This is a genomic window from Microbacterium sp. HMH0099 (assembly GCF_049384025.1).
Classification (GTDB): Bacteria; Actinomycetota; Actinomycetes; order Actinomycetales; family Microbacteriaceae; genus Microbacterium.
Genome location: NZ_JBMRJR010000006.1, coordinates 170,588 through 184,942, shown reverse-complemented (window position 1 = coordinate 184,942; position 14,355 = coordinate 170,588). Strand labels below are relative to the sequence as shown.

Genomic DNA, 14,355 nt, shown 5'->3' with positions numbered 1-14,355 from the left:
ACGATGACCGACCCGACCGACGGCGTGCTGCGTCCGTCCGACCACGCCGAGTCCGAGCCGGGCGGCGGGGACGACGTCACCTCCCCGCGTCTGGGCGTCGTCGGGTGGCTGCGCTGGGGCTGGCGTCAGCTGACGAGCATGCGCACCGCGCTCGTGCTGCTGCTCCTGCTCGCGATCGCGGCCGTCCCCGGGTCCCTCGTGCCGCAGCGCAGCGCCGACCCGAACGGCGTCACGCAGTACTTCACCGACAACCCGGACCTCGCGCCGATCCTCGACCGGCTCAGCCTCTTCGACGTGTACACGTCGCCATGGTTCTCGGCCATCTACATCCTGCTGTTCATCTCGCTGATCGGCTGCGTGCTGCCGCGCACGAAGCACCACTGGAAGGCCCTGCGGTCGCAGCCGCCCCGCACGCCCGCGCGCCTCTCGCGACTGGACGACCACCGTTCGCTCACGATCGTCCCGGAGGGGGACGCGGATGCCGCCGCCGCGGCCGCCGTGGACAGCGCGGCGACCCAGCTGCGCAAGAGCGGCTACCGGGTGGCGCGCTACGACGGGCGCGGGTCGTTCTCCGTCTCGGCGGAGCGGGGGTACCTCCGCGAGACCGGCAACCTCGTCTTCCACGCCGCTCTCGTCGGCGTGCTCCTCGCGGTCGGCGTCGGCGGCGGGTTCACCTACACGGGGCAGCGCGTGCTCGTCGAGGGCCAGGCCTTCGCGAACAGCCTTCTCGACTACTCGTCGTTCAACCCGGGGCGTTTCGTCGGCGGCGACACGCTCACGCCGTACTCCCTCACCCTCGACCAGTTCGACGTCACGTACGTGCCGCCGGGCCAGCCGGGGTCGGGTCAGGCCGGCGACTTCGCCGCGCACATGACGACGCGGGCTCCCGGGCAGGAGCCGCAGGAGGGCGAGGTGCGCGTGAACCACCCGCTCGACGTCGCCGGTGATCGCGTCTACCTCCTCGGCAACGGCTACGCCCCGACCGTGACCATCCGCGACGCCCAGGGCGACGAGGTGTTCCACGACTCGATCGCGTTCCTGCCCCAGGATGCCAACATGACCTCGCTCGGCGTCATCAAGGTCGCCGATGGTCTGCCCGAGCAGCTGGGCCTGGTCGGGTTCTTCTACCCGACCATGGACGTGCTCGACAGCGGGGCCCTCACCTCGACCTACGGCGATCTCGAGTACCCGGTGCTCACGCTGCGCGTGTACGCCGGCGACCTGGGCATCGACGACGGGACCCCCCGCTCGGTGTACACGCTGGACCCGACGGGCATGGAGCAGCTCGCCGGCGGCGACAGCGGCACCCCGGCGCTGCAGCTCATGCCGGGCGAGACGCAGGACCTCCCGAACGGCCTCGGCACCATCACGTTCGAGAACGAGGCGCCCGACGGGGCCACCGGGTACGACGGGTCCGTCAAGCGCTTCGCGTCGCTGTCCATCCACCGCGACCTCGCGGGTCCCTGGGTCCTCGCGTTCGCTGTCCTGGCGACCCTCGGCCTGCTCGCCGCCCTGTTCGTCCCCCGTCGGCGCATGTGGGTCAAGGCCACCGCGCGCGACGGACGCGTCACCGTCGAGTACGCCGGTCTCGCCCGCGGCGAGGACCCCACGCTCGCCGCCGCCGTGGACCAGATGGCCGAACGGCACGCCGCCACCCTCCCGAGCCGTGCCGACGCCGGCCCGAGCCGCCCCGACACCGGAAAAGTAGACTGACATCATGCCCGGAACCGACCCGATCCTCCTCGATGAGATCTCCCTCCTGCTGGTGTGGACCGCGGTCGCGATCTACGTCCTCGCGTTCATCGCCTACGCGATCGACCTCGCACGCCGTTCCGACCTCGCCGTCAAGGCGAAGGACGCCGTCGTCGCCCGCGAGCTCGTCACCGCCGGCGGTGGTGGGGTGCTGACAGCGGACCGCGGGGGAGCGGCATCCGGATCCTCCGTCGCGAAGCCGCGCTACGTGTGGGCCCGCATCGGCACCGCGCTGACGGCGATGGGCTTCGCGTTCCATCTCGTCGCGACGGTGCTCCGCGGCATCGCCGCCGAGCGCGTCCCGTGGTCGAACATGTACGAGTTCGCCCTGACCGGCCTGCTGATCATCGTCGGCGTCTACCTCGCCGTGCTGCCGAAGTTCGACCTGCGCTTCCTCGGCTCGCTCATCACCGGCATGGCGATCGTCATGCTCGGCGGGGCGACGCTGGCGTACCACGTGGACGTCGTGCCGCTGGCGGATCCGCTGAAGTCCGTGTGGCTCGTCATCCACGTTTTCGTCGCGATCCTCGCGACCGCGCTGTTCGCGCTCGCCTTCGGCCTGTCGGTGGTGCAGCTGCTGCAGTCGCGTCGGGAGCGCAAGCTCGTCGGCGCCCCGGTCGAGGCGACCCCGCGACGCAGCTTCCTGCGGACGCTCCCGTCGTCCGACGACCTGGAGTCGCTCGCGTACCGCTTCGCCATCGTGGGCTTCATCTTCTGGACCTTCACCCTCATCGCCGGGGCCATCTGGGCCAACGACGCGTGGGGGCGCTTCTGGGGCTTCGACACCAAGGAGGTCTGGACCTTCGTCATCTGGGTGCTCTACGCGGGGTACATCCACGCGCGGGCGACCCGAGGATGGCGCGGCACGCGCTCGGCGTGGCTGTCGATCATCGGCTTCACCGCGGTGCTGTTCAACTTCACGATCGTCAACGTGTTCTTCAAGGGGCTCCACGCTTACAGCGGCCTCACGGAGTAACCCTCCCGCTCCCCGCAGAACGACGCGAACCTCGCAGCATCCGTCCGGATCACTGCGAGGTTCGTGCGTTTCTGCGAGCGGCGGGCGGCTCCCCGCCCCGCGAGCGGCGGGCGGCTCCCGCCTGCGCGCGCCCCGGCGGTTCAGGCCGTCGCGAGGGCGGTGCGGGCGGAGGCGGTCCGTCTCCGGACGACCACGAGGGTCGTCGCGAGCAGCGCCAGCGCGCCCCAGACGACGAGGGCGGCGACCCCGGCTCCGACGCCGCCGGAGGAGGACAGCGCTCCGAGCATCGCGTCGTAGGCGGGGGAGGTGGGCAGCAGCGCGGCCACGGCGGTGAAGGCCGGCGGCACGGTGGAGACGATGCTCGCTCCGACGGCCAGGGCTCCGACGACGGCGGCGACCCAGCGCCCGGCGCCGCCGAAGACGGCGACGAGAGCCTGGTGGACGGCGGCGAAGGCGATGCCGGCGAGCATGCTGACGAGGGCGAACAGGGCCCAGTCCCCCCACCCGTACTGACCGGCGATCTGGACGACGCCCGCGACGAGGAGGCCCTGGGCGGCGCCGATGAGACCGGCGGGGGCGAAGGAGCGCAGCGCGACGAGGGCGGAGGGGCGCCGCGTCGTCAGGGCGCGTGCGGATACGGCCTGGAACGCCACGAACGACCCGAGACCGCCGAACCAGAGAACCGCCATCGCGAGCAGCGGCACGGCGGAGAGCCCGAACAGCGAGTCCTCGACGCCGGTCGCGGAGACGGGGTCGGCGACGACGTCGGCGAGGCTCGCGGCCTGCGCGTCGGTGTAGGTCGGCAGGGCGGCGACGGCCTGGTCGAGACCGTCGGCGAGCGAGGCGGTCCCGGAGGCCACCTGCCCGACGCCGTCGGCGAGCGCGCCCGCTCCGTCCTGCGCGTCGCGGGTGCCGGATGCCAGCTGGTCGGCGCCCGACTGCAGGGCGGATGCGCCGCCACTGAGCTGACGGGCGCCGTCGGCGAGGCCGTTCGCGCCGGTGGCGACGCCGTCGATGCCGGTGGCGAGCGTGCCGAGACCGGACTGGGCCTCGCGCGCTCCGCCGGCGATGCCCGCGGCGCCGTCGGCGAGCTGCGCGTTGGCGTCCGCGATCGTGCGGATGCCGGCCGGCAGCTGGGCGGCCTGTCCGGCGAGGGCGCCGATCTGCGCCACGGTCTGCTGGGCGCGCGGGAGCTCCTGGTCCGCACGGTCGGCGGCCTGGGCGAGCTGCCCGCACAGGTCGGGGGTGGTGCCGGCGTCGCAGGCGTCGGCCAGGCGCCGTAGGTCGGCGGCGGCGGTGACGAGGGCGGCATCCACCTGGGGGGCGGCGTCGGCGATGCCGGTCGCCGTCTGCGTGAACTCCGGCGGGACGGCGTCCGCCAGGGCGCCGATCTGCGTCGCCAGGGCGCGGTTGCCCTCGGCGATGCGATCCGCCCCCGCGGCGAGGTCGCCGATGCCCGCGGCCGCCTCACGGGTGCCGCCGGCGAGCTGGGCGGCGCCGCCGCCGAGCTGCGACGCTCCGGCGGCGAGCTGGTCGGCCCCGATGGTGAGCTGTCCGGCGCCGTCGGCGAGACCGGCGGTGCCGTCGGCGAGCTGTCCGAGCCCGTCGCGCAGGCTCGTGGCGCCGTCGGTCGCCTGCGCTGCACCGTCGGCGAGCTGGTGGGCGCCCCCCGCGGCCTGACCGAGCTGGTCGCCGAGGGTGGTGAAGCCGAGGAAGACGTTCTCCAGGTACTGGGACGAGAGCTCGCTGCCGAATACGGACGACGCGGTGGATGCGAGCTGCGCGGTGATGGCGCCGTCGACGACGCGGGCCTCGGGGGCGGTCGAGACGTCGATGGTCGCGCGCTCGGGGGTCTCGCCGGGCCGCGTGGACAGGGCGGCGGAGGTGAAGTTGTCGGGGATCGTGACGACGGCCGTGTACGTGCCGTCGGCGAGCCCGGCCGCTGCGTCGTCGTCGTTCGAGATGACCCAGTCGATGTTGCTGGGCTGGTCCTCCGCGCCGGCGACGAGACCGCCGGTGAGCTGGCGACCGAGGGGGATCGTCTGCCCGTCGAGGGTGACCGGCTCGTCGTCGTTCACGATGGCCGCGGTGATGTTGTCGAGGCGATCGGTGGGGTTGTAGAGAGCGCCGACGAGGATGCCGCCGATGACGGCGGGCAGCAGGAGGACGCCGACGAGCGTCAGCCAGGTGACGGGGCGGCGGCTGCGGGAGCGCTCGACGAGACGGGTCATGCGAACACCTCGAGGATCGAAGAGGAGGAATCGGGGGAGGGCTCGTCGCGCGGGGCGCGACGGGAGGGGAGGGCGACCGCGGCGATGTCGGGGCGTTCCGCGGCGGCCAGCAGGGCGAGGGCGCGTCCCTCGTCGCGGGCGGAGACGACGACCGTCAGGCCGTCGGTCGCGTCGTCGCGGTCCCGCAGGTCGCCCGCGGCCCGGCGCAGGGCGCGGGCGACGTCGTCGCGGGCGTCGTCGTCGAGACGGTCCACGTCGGCGAGGACGACGAGGCGCGTCCCACCGGCGAGGGCGCGCCGGACCTCGGGAGCGACGTCGTCGGGGTCGTCGAGGAGGGCGAGGCCGACGCGGGCGCGCACGGCGCCGGCGCGCTCGGGGAGCAGCAGTCCGTCGACGCGGAGCCGTCCGTCGATGCCGGAGAGGCGGCCCGCGAGCGCGAGCAGCAGGGGCCGCGTGACCGCGGTGGCGCCCGTGACGAGCAGCGTCCCGCCGGCGGGCACGCGCAGCGCCACGTCGGCGAACGCCGGCTCCCCGTCGCGGCCGGCGGGGGCGCGCAGCCCATCGGCGGCGACGGCGAGCCCGGGCTCGCCCGGCCAGTCGGCGAGGCCGATCTCGCGTTCCACCGCCTCGCCTTCGACGTCGAGACGCGGCAGCAGGCGGTCCAGCCAGCGGGGCATCCACCACGCCTTCGCGCCGAGGAGAGCCAGGACTGCCGGCACGAGCGTCATGCGGACGAGGAACGCGTCGACGGCGATGCCGACGGCGAGCCCGAGCGCGATGGGCTTGAGGCTGGAGTCGCCCTCGGGGACGAACGCGACGAACACGGCGAACATGATGACGGCGGCGGCGACCACGACGCGCGCGGAGGCGTGGAACCCGCTGCGGACGGCTCCCACGGCCACCTCGCGGGGCGTCCGGTCCTCGCGGTCGGCGTGCACGTAGTCCTCGCGCATGCGCGAGACGAGGAAGACCTGGTAGTCCATCGCGAGGCCGAACAGCACGCCCATCACGACGATGGGCATGAAGCTGATGATCGGGCCGACCTTCGCCACGTGCAGCGCGTCGGCGAACCAGCCCCACTCGAAGACCGCCGCCACGACGCCGAAGGAGGCCGCGACGGAGAGCAGGTAGCCGCCCGCGGCCGTGAGGGGCACCCAGATGGAGCGGAAGACGATCATCAGCAGCACGAGCGAGAGGCCGACGACGAAGATGCCGAAGGGCACGAGCGCGGCGCCGAGCTGGTCGGAGATGTCGATGGTGACGGCGGTGTAGCCGGTGACGAGCAGGCGCACGCCGAACCGGTCGAAGAGCCGGTCCTCCTGCGCACGCAGCTCGCGGACGAGGTCGGCGGTGGCCGGGTCGTCCGGGGCGGTCTCGGGGACGATCTGGACGATCCCGGTGTCGGCGGTCTCGTTGGGGGTGGCGAGGGCGACCTCGGCCACGCCGGGGACCTTCGCGATCTCGTCGCCGATGTCCTGCATGAGGGTCAGCGGGTCGTTCGAGGTGACGATCGTGCCGGTCATGATGAGCGGGCCGTTGGCACCGGGACCGAAGTACTCGTCGGTCAGCTCGTAGGCCGTCCGCGCCTCGTCGCCCTCGGGCAGCTGACCGGCGTTCGGCAGCGTCAGGGCGAGGCTGCCGGCGGGGATCGCGGCGACGCCGAGCACGCCGATCACGGCGACCGAGGTGACGATCGGATGCCGGGTGACCAGGCCCACCCAGCGGCGCGCCGTCCCGGGTCGCTCGGTGCGGCGGGCGGCTCGGGCGCTGCGACGCGCACGGCCCTTCGGCCCGAAGCCCCAGCCGACGACGCGCCCCTTTGCGAAGCCGAGAAGCGCGGGCGTGAGCGTGAGCCCCACGCAGACGGCGATCGCGACGGCGACGGACGCCGCGACCCCCATAGTGGTGAGGAACGGGATGCCGGCGAAGCCGAGGCCGATGAGCGCGATCAGCACCGTGATGCCGGCGAAGACGACGGCCGAGCCCGCGGTGCCGGTCGCGCGCGCGGCCGACTCCTCCGGGTCCATGCCGTGCCGGGTCTGGTCCTGATGTCGCGACACGATGAAGAGGGAGTAGTCGATGCCGACGGCGAGGCCCAGCATCACGGCCAGCAGCGGCGTGGTGGAGGAGACCGTGGCGAAGCCCGTGGCGACGAAGATGAGGGCGACCGACAAGGCGACGCCGAGCAGGGCGGTGGCCAGTGGCATCCCGGCCACCAGGAACGAGCGGAACGTCACCATGAGGACGAGGGCCGCGATGACGACGCCCACGGCCTCGGTGATCGAGACGCCGGGGATCTCCGTCGCGAACAGCTGACCGCCGAGCACCGCCTGCGCGCCGGCGGGGAGGGTGGATGCCAGGGTGTCGCGCGCCTGCTCGAGTCCGGCGATCGTGTCGGCGGGGACCTCGGTGGCCTCGCCGTCGAACTGCACCCGGACGATCGCGGCGCGGTCGTCGTCGGAGATGCCGCCCGAGACCATGTCGTCGTAGGGGTCGGTGACGGCGGCGACGAAGTCGAGCGCGCCGATGTCCTGGGTGGCGGTGCCGAGGGCGTCCCGGTAGGCCGGATCCTCGACGGTGGCGCCGTCGGCCGCGACGACGACGATCTCGGCGCTCGCGCCGCTGACCTGCGGGAACGTCCGCTCGAGCATCTCGAGCCCGGCCTGCGACTCGGTCCCGGGGATGGCGAAGGTGTTGTCCGTGCCCTTGGCGAGCAGCGCGACGCCGCCGCCGGCCACGACGAGCACGAGGAGCCAGCCGACGAGGACGCGCCACGGGTGACGGAACGACCAGCGTCCGAGGGTGAAGAGGAAGGTGGACACGGTGGCGGCTCCCACGATCGAGGCGGACAGCTTCGATACATCACCGTATCGGATACAACACTGTATCGTATGAGCCGGGCACCCGACCGGGTCCCGCGGCGAGGGGACGACGGACGATGACCGAGACGGCTGCGGCGGCGCCGACGCGACGGCGCGAGAACACCCGGACCCGCCTCATGGACGCGGCGGCCGAGGTCTTCGCGGAGGTCGGGATGGATGCCGCCTCCGTCGAGGCCGTGTGCGAGCGCGCCGGCTTCACCCGCGGGGCGTTCTACTCCAACTTCGCCTCGAAGGACGAGCTGTTCCTCGCGCTCTGCGAGCGCTCTGCGGAGACGACGATCGCCGCCGTCCGCGATCGTGTGACGGCGGCGGAGGGCGTCGGCGTCGGCTCCCCGCAGGACGCGCTCCTTCTGGTCCAGGAAGTGCTCGAGGTGTCGGGCAGCGACCGTCTCGACGTGCTGCTCGGGGCGGAGACCCGTCTGCAGGCGCTGCGGAACCCCGACTTCGCGGAGGCCTACCTGGCGTTGAACGCCGCCCTGTCCGAGAGCGTCCTCGAGCTCGTCCGCGATATCGCGCGGACGCGGGGGCTGCAGCTGCGCGTGTCGGCCGAGTCCGCGACCGAGCTCCTGCTGGCCGCGTGGGTGTCCGCGAGCGAGCACGCCCTGATGACGGGGCACGACGCCGCGGCATCCCGTGCCCTGCTCGCCGACCGGCTGTCGCAGATCGTCCGGCTGATCCTCGGCTAGCCCTCCGCCCGAAGGAGGTCATGGCACCGCTCGAGGCGCGCGAGCCACCAGTCGCGCCGGTCCGCGCTCGCCGCGACGCGGTCCAGCTCGGCGTCGGTGGGTCGCGGGCGCACGAGGGGGAGCAGGCCGTCCCGGGCGACGAGGGGGTCGGCCACGACGTCCGCGGTGAACAGCGAGGCGGTGCCCAGCCCGCAGTCGTGCGCGAGCGTCGGCAACGCCGCGGCGAGGGCGGCGCCCATCGCGAGACCCACCGAGGTGTCCAGGGCGCTGGAGACGACCGCCGGAAGTCCGGCCTCGGCGACGACGCGCAGCGCCCGATGGATGCCGCCGAGCGGCTGGGCCTTGATGACGAGGAGGTCCGCGGCGCCGGCGCGGGCCACCCGCAGCGGGTCGTCCGCCTTGCGGACGCTCTCGTCCGCGGCGACGGGGATGTCGAGGTAGTCGATGCGCTCCCGCAGCTGTGCGAGCTCGTCGATTTCCGCACACGGCTGCTCGACGTACTCCAGGTCGAACTCGGCCAGCGCGTGGACGGCGCGCTCGGCCTCGTCGACGTTCCAGCCGCCGTTCGCGTCGATGCGGACGCGACCCTCCGGTCCCAGTCGGCGGCGCACGGCGCGCACGCGGGCGACGTCGTCTGCGAGCACCTGTCCGCGCTCGGCGACCTTCACCTTGGCGGTGCGGCATCCGTCGAACCGGTCGAGCACGGCGTCGACCCGGTCCGCGGCGACCGCGGGCACGGTGGCGTTGACGGGCACGGCCGTGCGCACGGGCGGCGGGGCGGGCGTCCAGCCGAAGTCGAGGGCACCGGCGAGCCAGGTGGCGGCCTCGCGGTCGCCGTACTCGACGAAGGGGGAGAACTCCGTCCACCCCTCCGGGCCCTCCAGCAGGACCGCCTCGCGCGTCTCGACGCCGCGGAACCGCGTCACGAGGGGGAGGGTCACGACCCGCGCGGTCGCGAGGAGGGCGTCCAGCGGGGGGAGGGCGGCGGTGCTCATCCCCTCATCCTGTCGCGTGGAGGCCGTCCGCGTCAGCCGCCCGCACTCGGGGACACGGGAATAGGCTGGCCGCATGCTCTTCGACACCCCGGTCCGGCTCGGCGTCCAGATCCAGCCGCAGCACGTCCAGTACTCCGACATCCGCGACGCCGTCCTCCGCCTGGAGGAGATGGGCGTCGACATCCTGTTCAACTGGGACCACTTCTTCCCGCTCTACGGCGACCCGGACGGCGAGCACTTCGAGGCGTGGACCATGCTCGCCGCGTGGGCCGAGCAGACCGAGCGCGTCGAGTTCGGCGCCCTGGTGAACTGCAACAGCTACCGCAACGCGGACCTGCAGGCCGACATGGCCCGCACGATCGACCACATCAGCAAGAAGGGCGGCGACACCGGCCGCTTCATCTTCGGCACCGGCTCCGGCTGGTTCGAGCGCGACTACGACGAGTACGGCTACGAGTTCGGCACCGCCGGGTCCCGCCTCAACGCGCTCGCGACGGACCTCGACCGCATCGTCGCGCGGTGGGGCAAGCTCAACCCGGCGCCGACGCGTGGCATCCCGGTCATGATCGGCGGCAAGGGCGAGCAGAAGACGCTCCGCATCGTGGCGCGTCACGCCGACATCTGGCACAGCTTCGTCACCCCCGACGAGCTGCCGCACAAGCTCGGCGTCATCGAGCGCTGGGCCGAGACGGAGGGGCGCGACCTGTCGGGTCTCGTCGTCTCGAACGAGCTGAAGGACCGGGACGAGTCCGACGCCGACGCGCTGTTCGACGCCGGCACCCGCCTGTTCACGCTCGGCTTCTCGGGTCCGGACTGGGACTACTCGATCGTGGAGCGGTGGCTCGCCTGGCGCGACGCGAAGAACGCCTGAGCCGGTGACCGTCTCCGACATCTTCGACCCGGACGAGTGGGTCCCGGCGCCCGGGGCGGAGCGCTACACCGACATCACCGCGCACGTCACGCACGACGGCCGGGTCGCCCGCATCGCGTTCGACCGTCCGGAGGTGCGCAACGCGTTCCGTCCGCGCACGGTCGACGAGCTGTACACGGCGCTCGACATCGCGCGGCAGGACCCGCGGATCGGCGTCGTGCTGCTCACGGGCAACGGGCCGAGCCCGAAGGACGGCGGATGGGCGTTCTGCTCCGGCGGAGACCAGCGCATCCGCGGACGCGACGGCTACAAGTACTCCGACGAGGAGGGCGCCGTCGGCGACCCCGCGCGCGCCGGGCGCCTGCACATCCTCGAGGTGCAGCGGCTCATCCGCTTCATGCCGAAGGTCGTCATCGCGGTCGTGCCGGGCTGGGCCGCGGGCGGCGGCCACTCGCTCAACGTCGTGTGCGACCTGTCGATCGCGAGCGCCGAGCACGGGCGGTTCAAGCAGACGGATGCCGATGTCGGCTCGTTCGACGCCGGCTACGGCTCCGCCTACTTCGCCCGACAGATCGGGCAGAAGTTCGCCCGCGAGATCTTCTTCCTCGCGGAGGAGTACTCGGCGCAGCGCGCGTACGAGATGGGGGCGGTCAACCGCGTCGTCCCGCACGCCGAGCTCGAGCGCGAGGCGCTCGGGATGGCCCGCACCATCCTCACGAAGTCGCCGACGGCCATCCGCATGCTCAAGTACGCGTTCAACGCGGTCGACGACGGTCTGGTGGGCCAGCAGCTCTTCGCGGGCGAGGCCACGCGACTGGCGTACGGCACCGACGAGGCCGCGGAGGGGCGCGACTCCTTCCTCGAGAAGCGGGCTCCCGACTGGTCCGGCGTCCCGTGGCACTTCTGATCCCCGGACCCGGTTCGGCCGGGGCGCGGCTGACGACCGTCGGATGCCGCCCCGGCGGAGCGCGGTGAGACTCGCGGCCCCGTCGTCCTCGGACGCGCGCGACGTCCTGCGGGCGTTGCGCGCGGCCGTGTTCGGCGCCGGGCCGGCGGTGGCACTGGGGGGCGCGGACCTGCCGGACGAGGTGCCGCCCGGCACGGCGGTGGTCGTGACGACGTCCGGTTCGACGGGGGTGCCCAAGTCGGTGGCGCTCAGCCGGAACGCCCTGCTGACGAGCGCGTTCGCGACCTCCGCGCGGATCGGCGAGGGGGCGTGGCTGCTCGCGGTGCCGGCGACCTACGTGGCGGGGGTGCAGGTGCTCGTGCGGGCGCTCGCCGCGGAGCGGGAGCCGGGGGTGCTGGCCGGGTCGTTCCGTCCGGACGCGTTCGCGGCGGCCGCGCTCGGCCTGGTGTCGCACGAGAACGGCGCGCGCGTGCCCACGTACACCTCGCTCGTCCCGGCGCAGCTGCAGCGGCTGCTGGACGCGGCGGACGAGGATCCCCAGGTCGCGGAGGCGCTGCGGTCGTTCGAGCGCATCCTCGTCGGCGGCCAGGCGCTGCCCCCGGCGACCCGGGAGCGGGCGGCGGGTCTCGGCGCACGGATCGTCCGCACCTACGGCTCGACCGAGACGAGCGGCGGGTGCGTCTACGACGGGGTCCCGCTCGACGGCGTCGAGGTCGCGATCGTCGACGGGGAGGTCCGGCTCACCGGTCCGACTCTCGCCGACGGGTACCTGGGCGAGCCGGCCCGGACGGCGGAGATCTTCCCGACGGATGCCGCCGGAGTGCGCTGGTATCGCACCGGTGACGCCGGCGAGCTGACGGACGGGGTGCTGCGGGTCACCGGTCGTCTCGACAACGTCATCGTCTCGGGCGGCGTGAACGTGTCGCTGGACCGGGTGGAGGCGGTGGTCCGCGGCATCCCGGGTCTGGAGACGGCCGTGGTCGTCCCGGTCGAGGACGCGACGTGGGGGCAGGGCTCGGCCGTGGTCGCCGTCGGTGCGGGACCGGCCGACGCGCTCCTCCGGCGGGTGCGGGACGCCGTCGGGCTCGAGGTGGGGCGACCGGCCCGTCCGTCGCGCGTCGTCCTGGTCGAGGAGATGCCCGTGCTGTCGTCGGGCAAGCCGGACCGCGCGCTGCTGCGTCGTCGTCTGGCGGCCGGGGCGGCATAAACTGACCCCTCGTGGCAGCACAGTCTCGCAAGCGTTCCCAGCCCGTGAAGCGTCGTCGCGTCGGCGGTGACCCGTCGAAGCCGAAGGTCGCGTCGCCGGCGGCGGTCGCTCCCGCGACGGCCCGGGACTGGATCGGCGCCGCCCGACTGCGGACGCTGCCGCTGGCCATCACGCCCGTGCTCATCGGCTCGGGTGCGGCGACGCTGGTCGATCCCGCGCTGCACTGGGTGATCGCCCTCGCGTGCCTCGCGGTCGCCGTGTCGCTGCAGATCGGCGTCAACTATGCGAACGACTACAGCGACGGCGTGCGCGGCACGGATGACGTGCGCGTGGGTCCGGCCCGTCTGACGGGGGCCGGCAAGGCCCGCCCGCGCACGGTGCTCATCGTCGCGTTCTCGTTCTTCGCCCTCGCGGCTCTCGTCGGTCTCGCGCTGGTCATCCGGACGCAGCAGTGGTGGCTGCTGCTGGTCGGGGCCGCGTGCATCGTCGCGGCGTACTTCTACACCGGCGGCAAGCGGCCGTACGGCTACAACGCGCTCGGCGAGGTGTTCGTCTTCGTGTTCTTCGGCCTGGTCGCCACCCTCGGGACGACGTGGCTGCAGGTGCGGGCGCTGCCGCAGGAGGCCTGGCTCGGAGCGGTGGCCGCGGGCCTGCTGGCCTGCGCGGTGCTGCTGGTGAACAACCTGCGCGACATTGACCAGGACCGCCTCGCGGGCAAGCGCACCCTGTCGGTCCTCATCGGCCGCACGGCGACGCGGGTGCTGTTCACGGTGTTCGTGCTGGTGCCGTTCGCGATCTCCGCGTTCCTGGCGCTGATCTTCCCGGTCGCGTGGCTGACGCTCATCGCCCTGCTCGGGGGACTGTCGGCGATCCTCATCGTGTGGACCTACCGCGTGCCGCGCGAGCTGATCACGGCGCTGCAGGTCACGAGCCTCACGTCGGTCGCCTACGGTGCCCTGCTGTTCTGGGCGTTCCTCGCGGTCTGAGCTCGCGCAGGCTCAGCGCCGGCCGGCTCCGCGCAGGCTCAGCGCTGGTCGTCGGGGCGGCTGCGGTCGACCACGGCGTCCTCGACGTCGGCGTCGGCCTCCGCGGCGCTCCGGCGCTCGCGGTTCTCGGCCTTGCGGGCGGCGTTGCGCTCGGCGAGCCCGCCGGTGACCTGGTCGAGCGGTCGACGCAGGAGGAGCAGGGAAAGGCTCAGGCCGATGAGGGCCGCGAAGACGGCGGCCAGCCAGGGCAGCTCCTGGAACACCGGGAACAGCAGGAGGATGCCGAGCGGGACCAGGAACGCGAGCAGCCGCAGCACGGTGTAGACCAGGGCGGAGCGGGCACGCATTCGACCATTCTACGGCGGTCGGCGGACCTGTCGGCGTCCGGCCCCTGTCCAGCCGGCGCACGTAGGATTGGGGCATGGCACGGCTGTTGCTGATTCTGGCGCTCGTGGCGACCGCCTTCTGGGTCTACACGATCGTCGACTGCGCCGTGCAACCGGCCGGGCGTCACCGCGGGGTGAGCAAGGCGGCATGGATGGTCATCGTGATCGTCCTGCCCGTGCTCGGCGGCATCCTGTGGTTCCTCATCGGTCGTGGTCGCGCGAGCCGTCCCACGGCGGCCCGCCGCGCGCCGGACGACGACCCGGAGTTCCTGCGGGGCATGTCGGCGAGCGCCCGCGCCGAGCAGGACGAGCGGATCCGCCGCCTCGAGGAGGAGCTCGCGCAGCTGGACTCCGAGGCCGACGACCCGCGCCCGCAGACGCCTCCGCCCGCACCCGGGACGGCGTCCTCCGACGACCCCGACGACCCCGGCAAGGGCGACGACGACTCCCGCGGTCAGCGCGGCGCCGTCGGCTGA

12 protein-coding genes are annotated in these 14,355 nt (G+C 73.3%); 8 read left to right on the top strand and 4 right to left on the bottom strand.

What is annotated here, in order from left to right; all coding sequences use genetic code 11:
- Nucleotides 1-3: 3 nt before the first annotated feature.
- Both resB and ccsB read left to right on the top strand, forming a co-directional pair.
- Complete coding sequence (resB, locus tag ACO03V_RS14820; protein WP_423138124.1) at nucleotides 4-1,713, top strand: cytochrome c biogenesis protein ResB; 1,710 nt, start codon at nucleotides 4-6, stop codon at nucleotides 1,711-1,713.
- A gap of 4 nt (nucleotides 1,714-1,717) precedes the next feature.
- Nucleotides 1,718-2,728 carry a c-type cytochrome biogenesis protein CcsB gene (ccsB, locus tag ACO03V_RS14815; RefSeq protein ID WP_367733253.1) on the top strand — a complete coding sequence of 337 codons (1,011 nt, stop codon included), beginning with the start codon at nucleotides 1,718-1,720 and terminating at the stop codon, nucleotides 2,726-2,728.
- Between the two features lie 140 nt (nucleotides 2,729-2,868).
- On the opposite strand, the gene ACO03V_RS14810 is transcribed toward ccsB, so the two are convergent.
- On the bottom strand, nucleotides 2,869-4,959 hold the full coding sequence (locus tag ACO03V_RS14810; protein ID WP_423138123.1) for a YhgE/Pip domain-containing protein: 2,091 nt from the start codon (nucleotides 4,957-4,959) through the stop codon (nucleotides 2,869-2,871).
- Nucleotides 4,956-7,781 carry an MMPL family transporter gene (locus ACO03V_RS14805; RefSeq protein ID WP_423138122.1) on the bottom strand — a complete coding sequence of 942 codons (2,826 nt, stop codon included), beginning with the start codon at nucleotides 7,779-7,781 and terminating at the stop codon, nucleotides 4,956-4,958. Before ACO03V_RS14805 ends, ACO03V_RS14810 begins: the two co-directional genes overlap by 4 nt.
- Nucleotides 7,782-7,897: 116 nt before the next feature.
- Here ACO03V_RS14805 and ACO03V_RS14800 point away from each other — a divergent pair, with 116 nt between their 5' ends.
- On the top strand, nucleotides 7,898-8,527 hold the full coding sequence (locus ACO03V_RS14800; protein ID WP_423138121.1) for a TetR family transcriptional regulator: 630 nt from the start codon (nucleotides 7,898-7,900) through the stop codon (nucleotides 8,525-8,527).
- Here the strand turns inward: ACO03V_RS14800 and ACO03V_RS14795 are convergent.
- Nucleotides 8,524-9,522, bottom strand: a complete 999-nt coding sequence (locus ACO03V_RS14795) for an o-succinylbenzoate synthase (RefSeq protein WP_423138120.1) — start codon at nucleotides 9,520-9,522, stop codon at nucleotides 8,524-8,526. The two genes, ACO03V_RS14800 and ACO03V_RS14795, sit on opposite strands and share 4 nt — an antisense overlap.
- Nucleotides 9,523-9,595: 73 nt before the next feature.
- On the opposite strand from ACO03V_RS14795, the gene ACO03V_RS14790 reads away from it, so the two are divergent.
- The 4 genes from ACO03V_RS14790 to ACO03V_RS14775 all read left to right on the top strand — a co-directional run bounded on the left by ACO03V_RS14790 (nucleotide 9,596) and on the right by ACO03V_RS14775 (nucleotide 13,493).
- Nucleotides 9,596-10,393 carry an LLM class F420-dependent oxidoreductase gene (locus ACO03V_RS14790; protein WP_423138119.1) on the top strand — a complete coding sequence of 266 codons (798 nt, stop codon included), beginning with the start codon at nucleotides 9,596-9,598 and terminating at the stop codon, nucleotides 10,391-10,393.
- Between the two features lie 4 nt (nucleotides 10,394-10,397).
- On the top strand, nucleotides 10,398-11,300 hold the full coding sequence (locus ACO03V_RS14785) for a 1,4-dihydroxy-2-naphthoyl-CoA synthase (protein ID WP_423138118.1): 903 nt from the start codon (nucleotides 10,398-10,400) through the stop codon (nucleotides 11,298-11,300).
- Between the two features lie 64 nt (nucleotides 11,301-11,364).
- Nucleotides 11,365-12,507: an AMP-binding protein gene (locus ACO03V_RS14780; RefSeq protein ID WP_423138117.1), complete on the top strand. Its 1,143-nt coding sequence runs from the start codon at nucleotides 11,365-11,367 to the stop codon at nucleotides 12,505-12,507.
- Between the two features lie 11 nt (nucleotides 12,508-12,518).
- Nucleotides 12,519-13,493: a 1,4-dihydroxy-2-naphthoate polyprenyltransferase gene (locus tag ACO03V_RS14775; RefSeq protein ID WP_367733274.1), complete on the top strand. Its 975-nt coding sequence runs from the start codon at nucleotides 12,519-12,521 to the stop codon at nucleotides 13,491-13,493.
- A gap of 38 nt (nucleotides 13,494-13,531) precedes the next feature.
- Here ACO03V_RS14775 and ACO03V_RS14770 read toward each other — a convergent pair whose 3' ends face one another.
- Nucleotides 13,532-13,840 carry a DUF4229 domain-containing protein gene (locus tag ACO03V_RS14770; RefSeq protein ID WP_423138116.1) on the bottom strand — a complete coding sequence of 103 codons (309 nt, stop codon included), beginning with the start codon at nucleotides 13,838-13,840 and terminating at the stop codon, nucleotides 13,532-13,534.
- 74 nt (nucleotides 13,841-13,914) lie between these two features.
- Here ACO03V_RS14770 and ACO03V_RS14765 point away from each other — a divergent pair, with 74 nt between their 5' ends.
- Entirely contained in the window at nucleotides 13,915-14,355 is a 441-nt protein-coding gene (locus tag ACO03V_RS14765; RefSeq protein WP_423138115.1) for a PLD nuclease N-terminal domain-containing protein, read from the top strand.

Coding starts and splice junctions, on each gene's coding strand:
- ACO03V_RS14790 (WP_423138119.1), top strand. CDS start 9,596: ATGCTCTTCGACACCCCGGTCCGGCTCGGCGTCCAGATCCAGCCGCAG.
- ACO03V_RS14800 (WP_423138121.1), top strand. CDS start 7,898: ATGACCGAGACGGCTGCGGCGGCGCCGACGCGACGGCGCGAGAACACC.
- ccsB (WP_367733253.1), top strand. CDS start 1,718: ATGCCCGGAACCGACCCGATCCTCCTCGATGAGATCTCCCTCCTGCTG.
- ACO03V_RS14770 (WP_423138116.1), bottom strand. CDS start 13,840: ATGCGTGCCCGCTCCGCCCTGGTCTACACCGTGCTGCGGCTGCTCGCG.
- ACO03V_RS14765 (WP_423138115.1), top strand. CDS start 13,915: ATGGCACGGCTGTTGCTGATTCTGGCGCTCGTGGCGACCGCCTTCTGG.
- ACO03V_RS14795 (WP_423138120.1), bottom strand. CDS start 9,522: ATGAGCACCGCCGCCCTCCCCCCGCTGGACGCCCTCCTCGCGACCGCG.
- resB (WP_423138124.1), top strand. CDS start 4: ATGACCGACCCGACCGACGGCGTGCTGCGTCCGTCCGACCACGCCGAG.
- ACO03V_RS14810 (WP_423138123.1), bottom strand. CDS start 4,959: ATGACCCGTCTCGTCGAGCGCTCCCGCAGCCGCCGCCCCGTCACCTGG.